14 protein-coding genes are annotated in these 17488 nt (G+C 67.1%); 10 read left to right on the top strand and 4 right to left on the bottom strand.

Going from position 1 to position 17488, the window contains the following annotated elements:
* The first annotated feature begins 21 nt into the window (after window positions 1-21).
* The 8 genes from FLL57_RS05600 to FLL57_RS05635 all read left to right on the top strand — a co-directional run bounded on the left by FLL57_RS05600 (window position 22) and on the right by FLL57_RS05635 (window position 10160).
* The gene (locus FLL57_RS05600; protein WP_013503268.1) at window positions 22-1425 is read left to right on the top strand and encodes a hypothetical protein; all 1404 of its coding nucleotides are present in this window, start codon (window positions 22-24) and stop codon (window positions 1423-1425) included.
* A gap of 163 nt (window positions 1426-1588) precedes the next feature.
* On the top strand, window positions 1589-2692 hold the full coding sequence (ccmI, locus tag FLL57_RS05605; protein ID WP_013503267.1) for a c-type cytochrome biogenesis protein CcmI: 1104 nt from the start codon (window positions 1589-1591) through the stop codon (window positions 2690-2692).
* Window positions 2693-2808: 116 nt separating this feature from the next.
* Window positions 2809-3312 (top strand): cytochrome c maturation protein CcmE, encoded by a 504-nt coding sequence (ccmE, locus tag FLL57_RS05610; protein WP_013503266.1) that lies wholly within the window; start codon window positions 2809-2811, stop codon window positions 3310-3312.
* The gene (locus tag FLL57_RS05615) at window positions 3309-5291 is read left to right on the top strand and encodes a heme lyase CcmF/NrfE family subunit (protein ID WP_013503265.1); all 1983 of its coding nucleotides are present in this window, start codon (window positions 3309-3311) and stop codon (window positions 5289-5291) included. Before ccmE ends, FLL57_RS05615 begins: the two co-directional genes overlap by 4 nt.
* Window positions 5292-5304: 13 nt before the next feature.
* Window positions 5305-5802 (top strand): cytochrome c-type biogenesis protein, encoded by a 498-nt coding sequence (locus FLL57_RS05620; protein ID WP_013503264.1) that lies wholly within the window; start codon window positions 5305-5307, stop codon window positions 5800-5802.
* Window positions 5803-5924: 122 nt separating this feature from the next.
* Window positions 5925-6620 (top strand): ABC transporter ATP-binding protein, encoded by a 696-nt coding sequence (locus FLL57_RS05625; protein WP_185966190.1) that lies wholly within the window; start codon window positions 5925-5927, stop codon window positions 6618-6620.
* Complete coding sequence (locus FLL57_RS05630) at window positions 6617-8965, top strand: ABC transporter permease (RefSeq protein WP_013503262.1); 2349 nt, start codon at window positions 6617-6619, stop codon at window positions 8963-8965. The genes FLL57_RS05625 and FLL57_RS05630 overlap by 4 nt, the downstream gene beginning before the upstream one ends.
* A gap of 1 nt (window position 8966) precedes the next feature.
* Window positions 8967-10160, top strand: coding sequence for an efflux RND transporter periplasmic adaptor subunit (locus FLL57_RS05635; protein ID WP_013503261.1), 1194 nt, complete (start codon window positions 8967-8969; stop codon window positions 10158-10160).
* 125 nt (window positions 10161-10285) lie between these two features.
* Here FLL57_RS05635 and FLL57_RS05640 read toward each other — a convergent pair whose 3' ends face one another.
* The 4 genes from FLL57_RS05640 to FLL57_RS05655 all read right to left on the bottom strand — a co-directional run bounded on the left by FLL57_RS05640 (window position 10286) and on the right by FLL57_RS05655 (window position 14393).
* Window positions 10286-11308, bottom strand: a complete 1023-nt coding sequence (locus FLL57_RS05640) for a formamidase (protein ID WP_142882354.1) — start codon at window positions 11306-11308, stop codon at window positions 10286-10288.
* A 121-nt stretch (window positions 11309-11429) separates the two neighbouring features.
* Entirely contained in the window at window positions 11430-12668 is a 1239-nt protein-coding gene (locus FLL57_RS05645) for a GTP-binding protein (RefSeq protein ID WP_142882355.1), read from the bottom strand.
* A 274-nt stretch (window positions 12669-12942) separates the two neighbouring features.
* A complete protein-coding gene (locus FLL57_RS05650) occupies window positions 12943-13431 on the bottom strand; it encodes a ferritin-like domain-containing protein (RefSeq protein ID WP_013503258.1) in 489 nt (162 codons plus the stop codon).
* A 53-nt stretch (window positions 13432-13484) separates the two neighbouring features.
* Window positions 13485-14393, bottom strand: a complete 909-nt coding sequence (locus tag FLL57_RS05655) for a ferritin family protein (protein WP_041807981.1) — start codon at window positions 14391-14393, stop codon at window positions 13485-13487.
* A 367-nt stretch (window positions 14394-14760) separates the two neighbouring features.
* Here FLL57_RS05655 and FLL57_RS05660 point away from each other — a divergent pair, with 367 nt between their 5' ends.
* Window positions 14761-16329, top strand: a complete 1569-nt coding sequence (locus FLL57_RS05660; protein ID WP_013503256.1) for a Do family serine endopeptidase — start codon at window positions 14761-14763, stop codon at window positions 16327-16329.
* A 280-nt stretch (window positions 16330-16609) separates the two neighbouring features.
* Window positions 16610-17290: a response regulator transcription factor gene (locus FLL57_RS05665; RefSeq protein WP_041807979.1), complete on the top strand. Its 681-nt coding sequence runs from the start codon at window positions 16610-16612 to the stop codon at window positions 17288-17290.
* Window positions 17291-17488 lie beyond the last annotated feature (198 nt).

The following is a 17488-nucleotide window of genomic DNA, read 5'->3' on the forward strand; positions in this document are numbered from 1 at the left end:
AGCCTGCAACCCCATGGGCGCATGAGCCAGACACCGACCGAAAAGCTGAGAGACTATCTCTCCCAGCTCCCGCCGCAGTCCCAGGCGCTGCTGATGCGGGAATTCGAGCGCGCGCTGGAGCGCGGCGACGACGTGGCGGTCGCCAGCTTCGTGCTGGAGGAGTTGCGCAAGATCGTCCGAGGCTCCGACGACGACAGCCGCCCCCGCAGCGACGATCCGGCGCGGCTGATGTTCCGGGTGCTGGAGCCGTTCCTGATCGATCCCAAGGAGACCCCGCGCCCGGGCCAGATCCGGCGCTCGTCGCTGACCTCGGTATGGCAGTGGCTCGAGCGCGAGGGGATGCCCGATCAGATCCGCGAGTTCGAGGCGGCGCTGATCGGCCTGCGCGGCGCGCCGGCGTCCCAGGTCGAACAGCAGGTCCGCAAGCTGCAGCAGGCCGCCGCCGCCGCAATCGAGAAACTGATCAATCCCGAGGCCGGCGTCGACCGCCAGCGCGCGATGTCGCGGGTCGGGCCACCGTCGGTGATCGAGGATCTCGCCCCGATCGGCGCCGTGCTGAAGAACCGCGACGCGATCGACAGCTTCAACGGCAAGCTCTCCAGCAACCTGCGGGTGTTCGGCGACAGCCAGGTCAATTCGATGATCGCCGCGCTCAACGTGCCGGGCCTGCAGACGCCGATCCTGCTGCCGTTCGCGCTGACGCTGATCCTCGGCCATCTCAACCAGCCGTGGCAGATCGTGCGGCTGGCGATCAAGGTCGCCGGCTCCGACGACGAGATCAAGGTCGCGGCCACGCCCTACGGCGTTGCGGTCACCATGGCGGTTCAGGATCTGGCGCGGCTCACCGCCGATCTGCGCGAGGAGATCCGCCGCGGCCACTACGGCAACGTCGCCGAAAACCTGAAAGTGATCCACGACGGCGTTCGCGGTCTGCGCACCGAACTCGACATCCGCAGCGACTCGGCCTGGGGCAAGCAGCTCGCCGCGATCCGCGTCGAAATCTCCAACGCCGTGAAGTCGGAGATCGAGAGCGTGCCCGGCCGGGTTCGCCGGCTGCTGCGCCAGCGTCCGGACAAGGACATCGCCAGCGGCGCCAAGCTCGACCAGATCGAGGTCGACGAGGCGGTGGCGCTGATCGATTTCGTCGCCGTGTGCCGCACCTATGCCAGCGAACTGGCGATCAACGAAGTGACGCAGCGGACCTATTCCGAGCTGCAGCAATATGTCGAGAAATCCACCGACGCGCTGGTGCAGTCGCTGCGCGGCTCCGACCCCCGGGTGAAGCCGTTCCGGCATCAGCAGGCCCAGGCCGCGGTCCGGTTCTGCGAATTGCTGTTCAGCCAGGACTACGCCTCGCTGATGAGCCGCGCGGTCGAAAACGCCATGGTCGTGGTGGAACGCAAGCCGGCGGCGCGGGCGGGCTGAGCTCCCCTTTGATTCAAATCAAGTTTCGTCCCCTGCGGCGGCTTATCCGGTGCCGCAAATGTCAATTGCGGCTATCGTCCGACCATGGTGTAACCCGCCCGGCTTTTCGACCCGCCGGGCCGGTGCCGCGGCCCTTTAGTCCTCACCCCGGAATCCCGCTCGAATGGCGCTCTGGTTTGTGTTCGCGATGATGACGGCCGTAGCGGTGTTCGCCGTGCTTTGGCCGCTCGGGCGCAGCGTCAAGGCGCAGCGCGACGGCAGCGAGGCGGCAGTCTACAAGGACCAGCTCGCCGAGGTCGATCGCGACGCCGCGGTCGGGCTGATCGGCTCGTCCGAAGCCGCAGCCGCCAAGGTTGAGATCGGCCGCCGGCTGCTCGCCAGCGCCGAGACCGAACGCGCCACGCCGACCACGGCCCGGCCCGGGCCGCGCCGTGCGGTGGCGGTGCTCGCGCTGATCGGGCTGCCGGTGCTGGCGGCGGCGGTTTATCTGCCGCTCGGCTCGCCGTCGCAGCCCGACGAGCCGCTATTCGCGCGCGCCAAGGCGCCGCCGAATTCGCAGCCGCTCGAGAATCTGGTGGCCCAGGTCGAGGCGCATCTGGAGAAGAACCCGACCGACGGCCGCGGCTGGACCGTGCTGGCGCCGGTGCTGGCCAAGACCGGCCGGTTCGCCGACGCCGCGCGCGCCTATCGCAATTCGATCACCTATGCGGGCGACACCGCCGATCGTCGCGCCGATCTCGGCGAGGTGCTGACCTCGGCGGCGGGCGGCGTGGTGACGGCAGACGCCAAGACCGAATTCGAACGCGCCGTCGCGCTCAATCCCGACGACGCCAAGGCGCGCTATTTCCTCGGCCTCGCCGCCGAGCAGGACGGCCGGTCGAAGGACGCCGCGACGATGTGGCGGGCGATGCTGGAGAAGGCGCCGGCCGATGCGCCGTGGCGGTCGATGTTGCAGGCCGAGCTCGCCCGCGTCGATGGCACTGCGCAGCCGGCGACGCCGGAGAGCGTCGCCGCGGCGATGCAGAACATGAGCGAGGCCGATCGGGCCGCGATGATCCAGGGCATGGTCGGCAAGCTCGCCGCCAGGCTGAAGCAGAACGGCGACGACGTCGACGGCTGGCTGCGGCTGGTGCGCGCCTATATGGTGCTCGGCGACACCGAGAAGGCTAGGAGCGCGCAGACCGAGGCGCGTCAGGCGGTGGCCGGCAAACCCGAGCGGCTGAAACAGCTCAACGACGGCCTCAGGAGCCTCGGGCTCGACGGCTGACGATCGCTGCACGAACGATGTGGTTTTTCGACATCTTCGTCAGACAAAGACTCCGAAGCGGCGCGGTGGAGCGCCACTTTCGAACATCCGGTAGAGGACGCCGAGGCGAACGGACCATGACGCGTAAACAGCGGCGGTTGTTGATGATCGGGGGCGCCGGGGTGGTGCTCGTGGTGGCTGTTGGGCTGGTGCTCAACGCGATGCGTGACTCCATCGTGTTCTTTTCGACCCCCAAGATGGTGGCGGAGCAGCAGATCGCCGCCGGCAAGCGGTTCCGGCTCGGCGGCGTGGTCGAGCCCGGCTCGCTGCAGCGCGGCGAGCAACTGAAGGTGTCGTTCAAGGTCACCGACGGCGGCGCGACGCTGCCGGTCGCCTACAAGGGCATCCTGCCCGACCTGTTCCGCGAAGGGCAGGGCGTGATCGCCGAAGGCGCGCTCGACGCCGCCGGCGTGTTCGAAGCCGACACCGTGCTGGCCAAGCACGACGAGAACTACATGCCCAAGGAGGTCGCCGACGCCTTGAAGAAGGACGGCCACTGGAAGGACGATTACGGCAAGAAGTCGCCTGATCAGACCACGGCGGGGCAGGCCTCCGCCGACGCGGCGGAGGGCCGCAAATGATCGCCGAGGCAGGGCACTACGCACTCGTCCTGGCGCTCGCTCTGGCGCTGATCCAGTCCACCGTGCCGGTGCTCGGCGCGCGTCTCAACGACGGCGGCCTGATGAACGTCGCGCGCTCGACCGCGCTGGTGCAGTTCGTCTTCGTCGCCGCGTCGTTCGGCGCGCTGGTGTGGCTCAACGTCACCTCCGATTTCTCGGTGGTGAACGTCTACGAGAACTCGCACTCGATGAAGCCGCTGCTCTACAAGATCACCGGCGTGTGGGGAAACCACGAAGGCTCGATGCTGCTGTGGGTGGCGATCCTGGCGCTGTTCGGCGCGCTGGTCGCCGCGCTCGGCAGCAACCTGCCGCTGTCGCTGCGCGCCCACGTGCTGGCGGTGCAGGGCTGGATCGCGACCGCGTTCTATCTGTTCATCCTGATCACCTCGAACCCGTTCCTGCGGATTCCCAATCCGCCGATGGAAGGCCGCGATCTCAATCCGGTGCTGCAGGACATCGGTCTCGCGCTGCATCCGCCGCTGCTGTATCTCGGCTATGTCGGGTTCTCGATCTCGTTCTCGTTCGCCGCCGCGGCGCTGATCGAAGGCCGGCTCGACGCCGCCTGGGCGCGCTGGGTGCGGCCGTGGACGCTGATCGCCTGGGTCTGCCTCACCCTCGGCATCGCGATGGGCTCGTATTGGGCCTACTACGAACTCGGCTGGGGCGGCTGGTGGTTCTGGGACCCGGTCGAAAACGCCTCGCTGATGCCGTGGCTCGCCGGCATCGCGCTGCTGCATTCGGCGCTGGTGATGGAGAAGCGCAACGCGCTGAAGGTCTGGACCATCCTGCTGTCGATCCTGACCTTCTCGCTGTCGCTGCTCGGCACCTTCCTGGTCCGCTCCGGCGTGCTGACCTCGGTGCACGCCTTCGCCACCGATCCCAGCCGCGGCGTGTTCATCCTGGTGATCCTGTGCGTGTTCATCGGCGGCAGCCTGACGCTGTTCGCCTGGCGCGCCTCGGCGCTGAAGCAGGGCGGACTGTTCGCGCCGATCTCGCGCGAGGGCTCGCTGGTCCTGAACAACCTGTTCCTGACCACCGCCTGCGCCACGGTGTTCGTCGGCACGCTGTATCCACTGGCGCTGGAAGTGCTGACCGGCGACAAGATCTCGGTCGGCGCGCCGTTCTTCAATCTCACTTTCGGTCCGCTGATGGTGCCGCTGCTGGTCGCTGTGCCGTTCGGTCCGCTGCTGGCCTGGAAGCGCGGCGATCTGGTCGCCGCGGCGCAGCGGCTGATCGCCGCCGGCGTGGTGGCGCTGCTGGCCGTCGCCTTCGTCTACGCCTGGGTCCATGGCGGCGCGGTGCTGGCGCCGCTGGCCATCGGCCTTGCGGTGTTCGTGATCATCGGCGCGCTGGTCGATATCGTCGAGCGCATCGGCCTGTTCCGCAATCCGCTGTCGATCTCGCTGCGCCGCGCCGCCGGCCTGCCGCGCTCGGCCTGGGGCACGATGTTCGCCCATGCGGCGCTCGGCGTGACGCTGATCGGCATCGTCTGCGAGAGCACCTGGAACACCGAATACATCGCCGCGATGAAGCCCGGCGACAGCACCAGGCTCGCCGGCTACGAATTCAAATTCGAGGGCGCCAATCAGCGCCAGGGGCCGAACTATCGCGAACTGCTGACGCGGTTCACCGTCACCGAGGGCGGCCGGCCGGTCGGCGTGATGACGCCGTCGAAACGCAGCTTCGTCACCCGCGGCACCTCGACCACCGAAGCAGCGCTGCTGACCCGCGGCCTCAGCCAGCTCTACGTCTCGCTCGGCGATCTCAACGATCAGGGCGCCGTGACGGTGCGGATGTATCACAAGCCGATGGTGCTGCTGATCTGGTTCGGCCCGCTCCTGATGGCGCTGGGCGGCGTCCTGTCGCTGTCCGATCGCCGGCTCCGGGTCGGCGCACCGAAGCCCGCCAAAGCGCCGCGCGCGCTGCAGCCGGCGGAGTAGGGTGGAGAGACCGATGCGGAAACTGATTGCCGCTCTGCTTATCGTGGCCGCGACGGCCTTCGCGGCCCCGCTGGCGCACGCGGTGCAGCCCGACGAGGTGATGGCCGATCCGGCCAAGGAGGCGCGGGCGCGTGAATTGTCGCGCGAACTGCGCTGCATGGTGTGTCAGAACCAGTCGATCGACGATTCCGACGCGACGCTGGCCAAGGATCTGCGCCTCCTGGTGCGCGAGCGGATCGCCGCCGGCGACAGCAACAGGCAGGTGATCGACTATCTGGTGGAGCGCTACGGCGAGTTCGTGCTGCTGAAGCCGCGGTTCGAGCTGCACACGCTGCTGCTGTGGCTGGTGCCGCCGCTGGTGCTGGTCGGCGGCGGGCTCGGGCTGTGGCTGCACATCCGCCGCCGCGGCCGCGACACCGCCCGCGTCGGCGAAGCCCCGAAGCCGCTCAGCGCCGACGAGCAGGCGCGGCTGGACAAGCTGCTGGAGCAGGGGACGGACCGGGCTTCGTGATCAGACCGCAGGGTTTGGCGCTTCGGTAAATCATCCCGGGTCGCCGCCGCCGAACGCAGCTTGGCACCCCAGCGGAGACCGGCGACGAGGGGAGCGGTGCGGTGGGCCAAGACGCGAGTCCCGTGTTCTCCGCCAGAGGCCTGTGCAAGACCTACGGGTCTGGCGAGGCGATCGTCTATGCGCTGCGCGACCTCGACCTCGACATCTGGAACGGCGAATTCGTCGTGCTGCTGGGTCCGTCTGGATCCGGCAAATCGACCCTGCTCAACATTCTTGGCGGGCTCGACGCGCCGACCTCCGGGCACGCCAGCTGGCGCGACCACGAGTTGACCGGCGCGAGCGAAGCGGAATTGACGCGCTACCGGCGCGAGCACGTCGGGTTCGTGTTCCAGTTCTACAATCTCATCCCGAGCCTCACGGTCGAAGAGAACGTCGGACTGGTGGCAAGCATCGCCGAAAATCCGATGAAGCCGGTCGAGGCGCTGGCGCTGGTCGGTCTCTCGCATCGGCTCCGGCACTTCCCATCGCAGCTCTCGGGCGGCGAGCAGCAGCGCGTCGCAGTCGCCCGCGCCATCGTCAAACGGCCGGATGCGCTGCTGTGCGACGAGCCGACTGGCGCGCTCGATGTCGAGACCGGCAAGCTGGTACTGGCTGCGCTCGCTCGGGCCAATGCCGACCTCGGGGCCACCACCATTGTCATCACCCACAATTCGGCGATCGCCGGCATGGCCAACCGGGTGCTGCGGCTCGGCCATGGCCGGATCGTCGCCGACGAGCGCAACACCACGCTGTTGCGGCCCGAGGAGCTGAGCTGGTGAGTATCCTCGACCGCAAGCTGCGGCGCGATCTGTGGGCGATGCGTGCGCAGGTGCTGTCGGTCGCCTTGCTGCTCGGCGCCGGCGTCGCCGTGCTGATCGGCTCGGTCTCGACCTATCTTTCATTGCGGACGGCGCAGGAGGAGTACTACCGGACCAGCCGGTTCGCCGATCTGTGGGTGGAGCTGGAGCGGGCTCCGAGCACGGTGTCGGCGACGATTGCGGCGCTGCCTGGCGTCGGCATCGCCGAGCCCCGCGTCGTCAAGGACGTGCGCGTTGAGTGGGAGCGCTCGGATCTGTCGGTCGCCGGCGCCATCGTCTCGCTTCCGAGGCCAGGCCAGCCGTCGCTGAACCGGCTCGATCGCGTCAAGGGACGATGGCTCGATCCGGCACGGCTCGACGAGGTGCTCGTCAACGCCGGTTTCGCCAGCACCTGGGGCGTCAATCCGGGCGACACCATCCGCGTCATCCTCAACGGCAGGGTCGAGACGTTCCGGATCGCCGGCATCGTGCATTCGCCGGAGTACATCTACGCGGCCCGGCCCGGCAATCCGCTGCCGGACGACCGGACCTTCGTGGTGCTGTGGGCCAACGACGATGCCGTCGCCGCTGCGTTCGACATGAAGGGCGCCTTCAACAACCTCGTGCTGACGCTGGCGCCGGGCGCCTCGGCTTTGGCGGTGGCGGCGCAGGTCGATGCGCAGCTCGACCGCTACGGCGGCCGCGGCGCCTACGAGCGTCGCGATCAAGCCTCGCACCGCTTTCTCGCCGACGAGCTTGCCGAACAGCGGACGCTGGCGATCTTCGTGCCGGTGATCTTCTTCGGCATCGCTTCGTTCCTGCTGAACGTGCTGATCGGGCGGCTGGTCGACGCCCAGCGCGAGCAGATCGCCGCCCTGAAGGCGCTGGGTTTTCCATCGATGCCGATCGCCATGCACTATCTCAAATTGGTCGGATCGATCTGCGCGCTCGGGGCGGTGCTCGGCGTGCCGGCCGGCCATTGGTACGCGCTCAGCATGATCGAAGCCTACCGGCCATTCTTTCGATTCCCCGACCTGCCGCTCACCATGCCCATGTGGGTGCCGATGCTCGCGATCGGCGCCGGCGCCGCAATGGCCGCGGCGGGAGCTTTGGCCGCGGTTCGCCGGGTGTTGCGGCTGAAGCCGGCAGAAGCGTTGCGGTCCGAAACGCCCGCTGCGTTCAGTCGGGCGATCGTCGGGCCAACGCTGCCGCCGGCGGTGAAGATGACGATCCGCGGCTTGCTGGGCCGCCCGGTCCGCTCGCTGCTGACGATCTTCGGCCTGGCGTTCGCGGTCCCAATGGTGGTGCTCGGCCTGTTCTGGTGGGATGCCCTCGACTACATGGTCCAGGTCCAGTTCGACGGCATCGAGCGGGCCGACGCCGTCGTCACTTTCACCGATCCACGGTCGAGCCGATCGCTGCGAGAGATCGCATCCCTCGACGGCGTGTCGCTGGTCGAAGGACAGCGGATCGTTCCGGTTCGTCTACGTGCCGGCAACCGGACCTATCGTCTGGTGCTGACCGGGATCGCCCCGGACAGCGAACTACGCGTGCCGCGCACCGCTTCGCTGCAGCCGGCGGCGATTCCCGCCGACGGAATCATCTTGAGCAAGGGGCTCGCCGAACGGCTCGGCGTCGTACCGGGTGACGACATTCTGGTCGAGACGCTGGAAGGGCGGCGGCAGACTCGGACGGCCGCGGTGGTGTCGTTGATCGAGGACGTGCTCGGCTACAGCGCTTACATGAACCGCGTTGCACTCAACCGACTGATGCGGGAGGACGATCTCGTTTCGCAGGCCGCACTGCGGGTCGATCCGAAGCATGCCGACGCGGTATGGAAGCGACTGGCCGAGCGGCCGCGCGTGCTCGCCACGTCGGTCAAACGGGTCTGGCTACAGCTGTTCAACGAGAAGGTCGCCGCCGTCGTCACCATTGCCGCGGTGGTGCTGACGCTGTTCGGCGTGATCATCGCCGTCGGCGTGGTTTACAATTCGGCCCGCGTCTCTTTGCAGGAGCGGGCTTGGGAGCTGGCGAGCCTGCGCATTCTCGGCTTCACCCGCGCCGAGGTTTCGCGCATTCTGCTGGCAGAACTCGCGATCGCCACCGGGATCGCGATTCCACTTGGTCTGGCGATGGCGCAGGGGATCGTGACTGTGCTGATGACGTTGCGAAGCAACGAGAGCTTTACAATTCCCCCCGTGGTGAGCCCGGCGACGTTCGCGACTGCGGCGCTGGTGGTGCTGGGGGCCGGGGTCGGCAGCGCGCTCCTGGTTCGCCGCCGGATCGACCGGCTCGATCTGGTCGCCGTTCTGAAGACGCGGGACTGAGATGCCGCGAGTCGTCACTTTCCTGTCGATCGTCGTGGCGGTGCTCGCCGCCGCCGCGCTGCTGTATTGGGCGTTCCGGCCTGCAGCGGTACCTGTCGACGTGGCGACCGTGTCGCGCGGGTCGTTCACGGCCACCGTCGAAGAAGACGGCAAGACCCGGATCCGCAACCGCTACGTGGTGTCGAGCCCGCTGGCCGGCCGTCTGCTGCGGCTCGATCTCAAGCCGGGCGACTCGGTCGAGGCCGATGCGCGGGTGGCGACGCTGCTGCCGACCGCCTCTCCGATGCTCGATCCGCGCACCCGGCAGGAGTTGGAAGAACGGCTCGGTGCGGCCGAGGCGTCGATGCAGGAGGCACAAGCCCGGCTGGACCGGGCGAATGACCAGGAGGCGCAGGCCCGGCGCGACCTCGAGCGGGTTCGCGCGCTGCAGCAGAAGGGCGCCGCCACCAATCAGCAGCTCGAGCGCGAGGAGCTGGCGCTTCGCGTCGCCGAGCGTGACCGCGTCGCCGCCGAGCTGCGGCGCCACGCCACCGAACACGAGCGCGATCAGACCAAGGCACTGATGCTGCGTGCAACCGCGACGTCGCCCCCGGCGGAGCAGTGGGACATCACCGCGCCGGTGGCGGGACGGGTGCTGCACGTCATGCAGGAAAGCGAGACGGTGGTCGCCGCCGGGGCTCCGCTGATCGAGATCGGCGATCCGCACGACCTCGAAATCATCGCCGATGTGCTGACCACCCAGGCCGTCGAGATCAAACCGGGCGCCGCGGTGATGATCGACCGCTGGGGCGGGCCGGGCTTGCTTCAAGGACGCGTGCGGTTTGTCGAGCCTGCCGCTTTCACCAAAGTGTCGGCGCTCGGCGTCGAAGAGCAGCGCGTCTGGGTGGTCGCCGACATCATGTCGCCGCGCGAACTCTGGTCCGGCCTCGGCGACAACTATCGGATCGATGCGCGGTTCACCGTGGCCGAAATCCCGGACGCGACCGTGGTCCCCGAGGGCGCACTGTTCCGCCGACACGACGGCTGGGCCGCCTTCGTGGTGCAGGACGGCGTCGCGCGGGAATGCGCGGTCGAACTGATCCGCCGGTCCGGCCGGTTGGCGGCAGTGGCTTCGGGCCTGCAGCCCGGCCAGCAGGTGGTGGTGTTTCCACCGAGCACGCTGAGCGACGGCGCCGCCGTCACGACCCGCCGGTAGGTGATCGGCGTGAAGCCGCCGGCGGTGCTGTTCGGCGTCCTCCGGCGCGAAGGCTGGTGGCCGAAACAAAGAACCCGGCCGCCGGAGCGGCCGGGTCTGCCTTGGGATGACGAGATCGGTGGGAGCTACTCCGCCGCGATCGGCTTCGGCATCGGGCCGAGCTTGACGCCGTCCGGATAATACTTCCAGCCGTCGCGGACCTTGATCTTGTCGTCCCAGGGAAGCTTGTAGTTGCCTTCGGCGAGGTCGCGCACCCAGGTCAGATAGTTCGCCTTCTCGCCGCCGGGTTTGCCGACATAGGCGCGGCAGCCGAGATTGAAGATGTTGTTCTCCAGCGCCCAGTGCTCGCGCGCCTTGTCGACGAGGCGCGGGAACAGCTCGGCGGTGACGATCTCCCAGGGGTTACGATGGCCCTGCTGGATGACGTTGCCGTCGTAATTGCACACCGTGCCTTCGCCGAAGTAGTAGAACACCCCGTCGTAGCCGGCGAGGTTCACCGACATGGTGTACATCAGGTTCTGCCAGGCGTTGGTGCGGTTGGTCCAGATCCACTGATCGTTGACCTGGGTCGAATAGCCGGAGATCCGGATGTAGACGTTGGCGCCCTTGTAGGCGGCCTCGCGCGCCAGCTCGGGGAACATGCCGTCGTGGCAGATGCACACCGCCAGCTTGGCGCCCTTCGGACCTTCGCACACCGGCATCCCGTAATTGCCCGGCGACCACGGCTCGATCGGCACCCACGGCTGCAGCTTGCGATAATGCAGCGCCAGTTCGCCGTCGGCGTTGATGATGATCGCGGTGTTGAACGGCGGCAGCGACGGATCGTCGTTACGCTCCATCAGCGAGAACACGCCCCACACCTTGTTGCGCTTGCACGCCGCCTTGAACGCGCCGATCTCCGGCGAATCCACCGTCAGCAGCATCTCGTCGTAGGTCCAGATCGCGGTGTTGAGGCCCTGCGTCGAGTACTCCGGGAACACGATCAGATCGAGGTCGGGGTAGCCGGCTTTGGTGGTGTCGACCGCGCGGCAGATCTGCTTCACCTGGGTCTGGATGTCCGCCGGACCGGTGACCACCGGCACGGGATATTGGATCATCGCGACGAGCAGGGCTTCGTCCCACGCGCTTACGCTTCCGGTACTTGCCATCACTTGGCTCCATGTAACATTGTAACGTCGTGGGTTATGGATCCGGAGTGGCAGCAGACGAATACGTCGTTCTACGTAACGGCCTTCGTAATCTTGAGCAGGGTGGTCGCCGGTTGACGGGTCAGGCCGCGTCGGTGACGCGCCGCCATCCCGGAAACGGGTCGGGCAGGTGACGGTAGCTGTTCGGATCGAACGTCTCGGCGCTCGGCGGCTCGGCCAGGCAGCGCTCCAGCATGGTGGTGATGCGGGCGCGGCTCATCGTCCCGAGCATGCCGATGAACACGATCTGCTGGCGCCGGTCGCCGTACACCGGGTCGAACTTGGCCTTGACCTGCGCCTGCACCGCCGGGTCGGACGGCCAGCGCGACGGCGGCACCGCGGCCCACCAGAAGCCGAGCGGCTTGGTGGTGGCCAGAGCGCCGGCGAGGCTGAATTCGCCGACCCAGTCGGGCCGCGTCGCCAGCCAGAAATGCCCCTTGGCGCGGATGACGCCGGGCAGCGGCGTCTGCAGGAATTCGTTGAAGCGCTCCGGGATCAGCGGCCGGCGCGCCTCCCAGACGAAGCTGGTGACGCCGTATTCGGCGTCCTCCGGGACATGGTCGGCGAAGCCGTACAGCTCCTTGAACCACATCGGGTGCTGATGGGCGCGTTCGAAGTCGAACAGGCCGGTGTCGAAGATCTGGTCCGGCGACACCCGGCTGTAGTCGGTCTCGATCAGTCGGGCGTCGGGATTGAGCGCGTGGATGATGGCCCGCGCCGCCTCGCGCTGCGCGGGCGTGGCGTCCGAGACCTTGTTCATGACGACGATGTCGGCGAACTCGATCTGCTCGACCAGCAGATTGACCAGGGTGCGCTCGTCGCCTTCGCCCGCGGTCTCGCCGCGGTCGGCGAGAAAGTCGGTCGACGAATAGTCCTTCAGCAGATGGACGGTGTCGACCACCGTCACCATGGCGTCGAGACGTGCGATGTCGGACAGGCTGTCGCCGTCCTCCTGGCGAAACTCGAAGGTCGCGGCGACCGGCAGCGGCTCCGACACCCCGGTGCTCTCGATCAGCAGGTAGTCGAACCGGCGTTCGTCGGCGAGGCGGCGGACCTCGTTCAGCAGATCCTCGCGCAGCGTGCAGCAGATGCAGCCATTGGTGAGCTCCACCAGCTTTTCCTCGGAGCGGCTGAGCGTGGTCTCCTCGCGCACCAGATCGGCGTCGATGTTGACCTCGCTCATGTCGTTGACGATCACCGCGACCCGCCGGCCGTCGCGGTTGTTGAGCACGTGATTGAGCAGCGTGGTCTTGCCGGACCCGAGGAATCCCGACAGCACCGTGACCGGCAGGCGATCGTCAGACGTTTGCGGCTTGGACACAGTCCACCTCAGGATGATATGTTATAACATAACATTCCTAGTGTGCAGGCCGGCAGGGAGTCAAGCAGGGTGCGCGGCATCGCGTGATTGATCCACCGTTGCGGTGATTTTGCTCGTCGAGGGGATGAATCAAACGAAGCGACTGCGCAGATGCGTTGGTTCGCAGCGCAATCAGCCGCATCCCCCACGGCGCATAGCAGCCGGCGCGAGGCCGTGACCGGCCTCGCGTGGATTGGTTCGGGAGTGAGCGCGGGCGGCAGGGCCGCCGCGAATGTCAGAACGGCACGATTTCCATCGGCAGCGGCTTGCCGGCCTTGTGCAGCGCGATCCAGCGGTGCAGTTCGGCGACGTGGCCGCTTTCCTCGGCGACGAACTCCTTGGCCAGCATCTTGATCTCGGGGTTGTCGGTGGTGTCGAGCACGTTCTTGTACCAGTCGAACGCGCCGGTCTCGGCCTCCAGCGCGATCTGCAGCGCGAGGTCACGGCCGATGAACGGGTCGGTGCCCCAGATCGCCGCGGCCTCCGGGCTCTCCAGGCCGGGCCATTTGAAATCACCGGGTTCCATCTGCGGAATGTCGCGGAAGCCGGCGCGCGCCTGCGCGTCGGCCTGATGCATCCGCGAGTAGTCCGCGAGCTGGCGGAACAGCTTCGATACTTCCTTGTTGCCGCAACTATCCATCGCGTCGGCGAGCTGACCGAACCGCAGCGCGGCTTCCTGCTCGAGCTTGATCGAATGCGCCAGAAACTCTTCGACTGTTTCCATCGTCGTCTCTCCTTGTTCGGCCGTCGCCGGAGCGACGACGGCCGTCGCTGTCGTCAGGCGATCTCCGCAGCCTTGGCGGCGTGCTTGAGCGACCATTCCTCCTGGGTGATCCAGGCCTCGAGAATGCGGACGTGCTCGGCTTCTTCGTTGACGAATTCCTTGGCCGCCGCGGCGACCTCGGAAGACTTGGTGGTGGCCTCGACCGCGCGATAAAACTCGTAGCCGCGACGCTCGCCCTGCAGCGCCGCCTTCAGCGCGCCGAGCCGGGTCAGCGTGGTATCGGACGCCCACACCGCGGCGCGCTCCGGCGTGGCGTGATCGGGCCAGGCGTAGTCCGGCGGCACGTTCTTGCTGAGATCGATACTGCCGGCGCGTGACTTCACTTCGGCCAGATGCATCCGCGAGAACTCGGCGAGCTGTGCGAACAGTTTCGCCACCGGCGCGTTGCCGGCATCCGCCATCGCCTTGGCGAGACTGTCGTAGTGCAGCGCGGCGTCTTCCTCGACCTTGGCGGCGTAGCTGAAGAAGTCCGGCAGGGTGTTGATCTCCATGCCGCCTTTGTAGTGCGCGGCGGCGGGTGTCACCGCCATACGTTGCGGCTTGGTCTTGTCGCCCTCGAACTTGACCAGGATGTCTTCGTTGCGCACGAAGCACTGGCAGGCGAGGCGATAGCGCGGCGGGACGTCGTTGACCTCGGCCTCGACGATCTCTTCCTTGGAGATCTTGCCGAGCTGGCGCAGCACTTCCTTTTCCTTTTCGGTCAGCGCCACCGCCGCTTTGGCCTTCGGATTGAAATGCTCGACCTGCACCAGGCAGGAACCGCATTCGCCGTCCTGGCAGTCGAACGGAATCGGAATGTTGTGCGATTTCGCAACCGCCAGAATGGTCCCGCGATCGCCCGCCACCGCATACACGGTGACGTCCTTCGCCATGACCGGGGATGAGAAGGTAATGTTCGCCACGTCGTACTCTCCTGTCGTCAGGGGTTGATCGACGCCCTTGCCGGCGCCCTCCGGCAGCGCCTTGGCAAGAACCAGGCCAGTAACGATCACTAAGTAATTCAGTTAGTTGCAGGGCTGGAGCGGGCGGCGGCTGCGACCAAAGGCGGATCGGATTCCCGACACGAATGTACGAACGGCGACAATGTCGCGGCCGGGAGCGGGACGGGAAGCGACCATCCGTCGCGGCGCGACGGGGCCGAATACCGCCAAAATTACAAAAGTTTAATTCCCTCGCCAGAGCGCCGTAAGGCGACGGGCCCCATCTTCGGAGCAACGGTGCTGATCAGTTCGGTACCTTCAGTTTCAACCGTCTTCGGAGATATTCTCAATGCACGATCGCCGTTCCGTTCCGTCCTCGCAGCCGTCGCATCGGTCGCTCTCCGGCTCGCTGCTGTCCGCGCGCAGATTCGCGCTGATGGCTTCGGTGGTGGCCGGTCTCGGTGCGGGCGCTTACGGGCTCGGCCATGGGTCGTTCGATCTGATCGGCACGCCGGCGCAGGCGCAGCAGGTCGGTGCCAATGTGCAGCCGTCGCAGCAGCCGGTCGGCTTCGCCGACATCGTGGAGAAGGTGAAGCCGTCGGTGATTTCGGTGAAGGTCAACATCGCCGACAAGATGGCCAAGGGCGACGACCGCGACGACTTCTCGTTTCCGCCCGGCTCGCCGATGGAGCGGTTCTTCCGCCGGTTCGGCGGGGAAATGCCGCCCGGAATGCGCGGCCATCGCGGCGGCGGCATGATGACCGGCCAGGGCTCGGGCTTCCTGATCTCGGCCGACGGTTACGCCGTGACCAACAATCACGTCGTCGAAGGCGCCGACCGGGTCGAGGTCACCACCGATGACGGCAAGACCCACAAGGCCAAGGTGATCGGCAGCGATCCGCGCACCGATCTGGCGCTGATCAAGGTCGAAGGCGCTTCGAACTTCCCCTACGCCAAGCTGTCGGACGGCAAGCCGCGGATCGGCGACTGGGTGCTTGCGGTCGGCAATCCGTTCGGCCTCGGTGGTACCGTCACGTCGGGCATCGTCTCGGCGATCGGGCGTGACATCGGCAACGGTCCGTATGACGATTTCATCCAGATCGACGCCCCGGTGAACAAGGGCAATTCCGGCGGACCGGCGTTCAACACCGCTGGCGAGGTGGTCGGCGTCAACACCGCGATCTACTCGCCGTCGGGCGGCAGTATCGGCATTGCCTTCTCGATCCCGGCATCGACCGTCAAGGCCGTCGTCGAGCAGCTCAAGGACAAGGGCTCGGTCAGTCGCGGCTGGATCGGCGTGCAGGTGCAGCCGGTGACCCCGGAGATTGCCGACAGCCTCGGCCTGAAGAAGGCGGAAGGTGCGCTGGTCGCCGAGCCGCAGTCGAACGGCCCCGCCGCCAAAGCGGGCATCGAATCCGGCGACGTCATCATCGCGGTCGACGGCACCTCGGTGAAGGACGCCCGCGAACTGGCGCGCACCATCGGCGGCTTCGCCCCCGGCCACTCGGTCAAGCTGACCGTGGTTCACAAGGGCAAGGAGCGCGAGCTGACGCTGACGCTCGGCGAATTGCCGAACAAGATCGAAGCCAGCGCCACCGACCGCGGTGATCGCGGCCGGTCGAGCCAGGGCCTCGATCTGCCGAAGCTCGGCCTGACGCTGGCGCCGGCCAGTTCGGTCGCCGGTGCCGGTAAGGATGGTGTGGTGGTCACCGACGTCGATCCGAAGGGCGCCGCCGCCGACCGCGGCTTCAAGGAAGGCGACGTGATCCTCGAGGTCGCCGGCAAGAACGTGTCGAGCCCGGCGGACGTCCGCGACGTGCTCGCCACGGCGAAGACCGAAAACAAGAACAGCGTGCTGGTCCGGGTACGCAGCGGCGGCGCTTCGCGCTTCGTCGCCCTCCCGATCGCCAAGGGCTGATCGCCCCGCGCTGACAGCTTGGAGAGTGTCGCCGGCAATCGTCGCCCCCCAGCCGACGGCGCTGTCCCGGGGACGGGTCGTAACCCGCTCGTCCCCGTCTTTACACCTTCCGGAAGGAGTTCAGCCCCCCTCCGTCGGAAGGTTCAGGCGGGCGGTGGAGTCCCCCAGCTCCATCGCCCGTCCCCCCAATCCGGGGCGCGATCGTGCCGCCTTGCAAGGAGGCTGAAGCCGCGTCATGTTGCAGCAGAGCCCGCAGAGTTTGAAGAAATCCGACAGCAATATGCGTCTGTTGATCATCGAGGACGACCGCGAATCCGCCGATTACCTGGTCAAGGCGTTTCGCGAGGTCGGCCACATTGCCGATCTCGCCGGTGACGGCGAAGAGGGGCTGGCGCTGGCGGAGAGCGGCGATTATGACGTGCTGGTGGTCGACCGGATGCTGCCGAAGCGCGACGGTCTGTCGGTGATCGGCAGCCTGCGCGACAAGGGCAATCGTACGCCGGTGCTGATCCTGTCCGCGCTCGGTCAGGTCGACGACCGCATCAAGGGCCTGCGCGCCGGCGGCGACGACTATCTGCCGAAGCCCTACGCCTTCGCCGAACTGCTGGCGCGCGTCGAGGTGCTGTCGCGGCGCCACGGCGGCCCGGCGGAGGAAACCAGCTACCGGGTCGGCGATCTCGAGCTCGACCGGCTGTCGCACCGCGTCACCCGCGGCGGCGAAGAGCTGACGCTGCAGCCGCGTGAATTCCGGCTGCTCGAATATCTGATGAAGCACGCCGGCCAGGTGGTGACCCGCACCATGCTGCTGGAGAACGTCTGGGACTATCACTTCGACCCGCAGACAAACGTCATCGACGTCCACATCTCGCGGCTGCGCGGCAAGATCGACAAGGGCTTCGACCGCCCGCTGCTGCACACCATCCGCGGCGCCGGCTACATGATCCGCGACGGACTGCGCTGACCTCCTCGCGCCGGCTCCATCTTGCCGCCAAGGTATCTAGATGGGGCATCCGTATCGTTTCTTAACTTTCATATGCGAGCGTTTCCCAAACACGACTCATTGGGGATGAACGCCGAATGTTTATGGGACGCCAGAAGAGGCAGGAGCTGATCCAGAAGGCCGAATGGCTCGACACCCTGTCGCTGCACTGCGGCATCG

It is taken from the genome of Rhodopseudomonas palustris, assembly GCF_007005445.1.
GTDB classification, from domain to species: Bacteria; Pseudomonadota; Alphaproteobacteria; order Rhizobiales; family Xanthobacteraceae; genus Rhodopseudomonas; species Rhodopseudomonas palustris_G.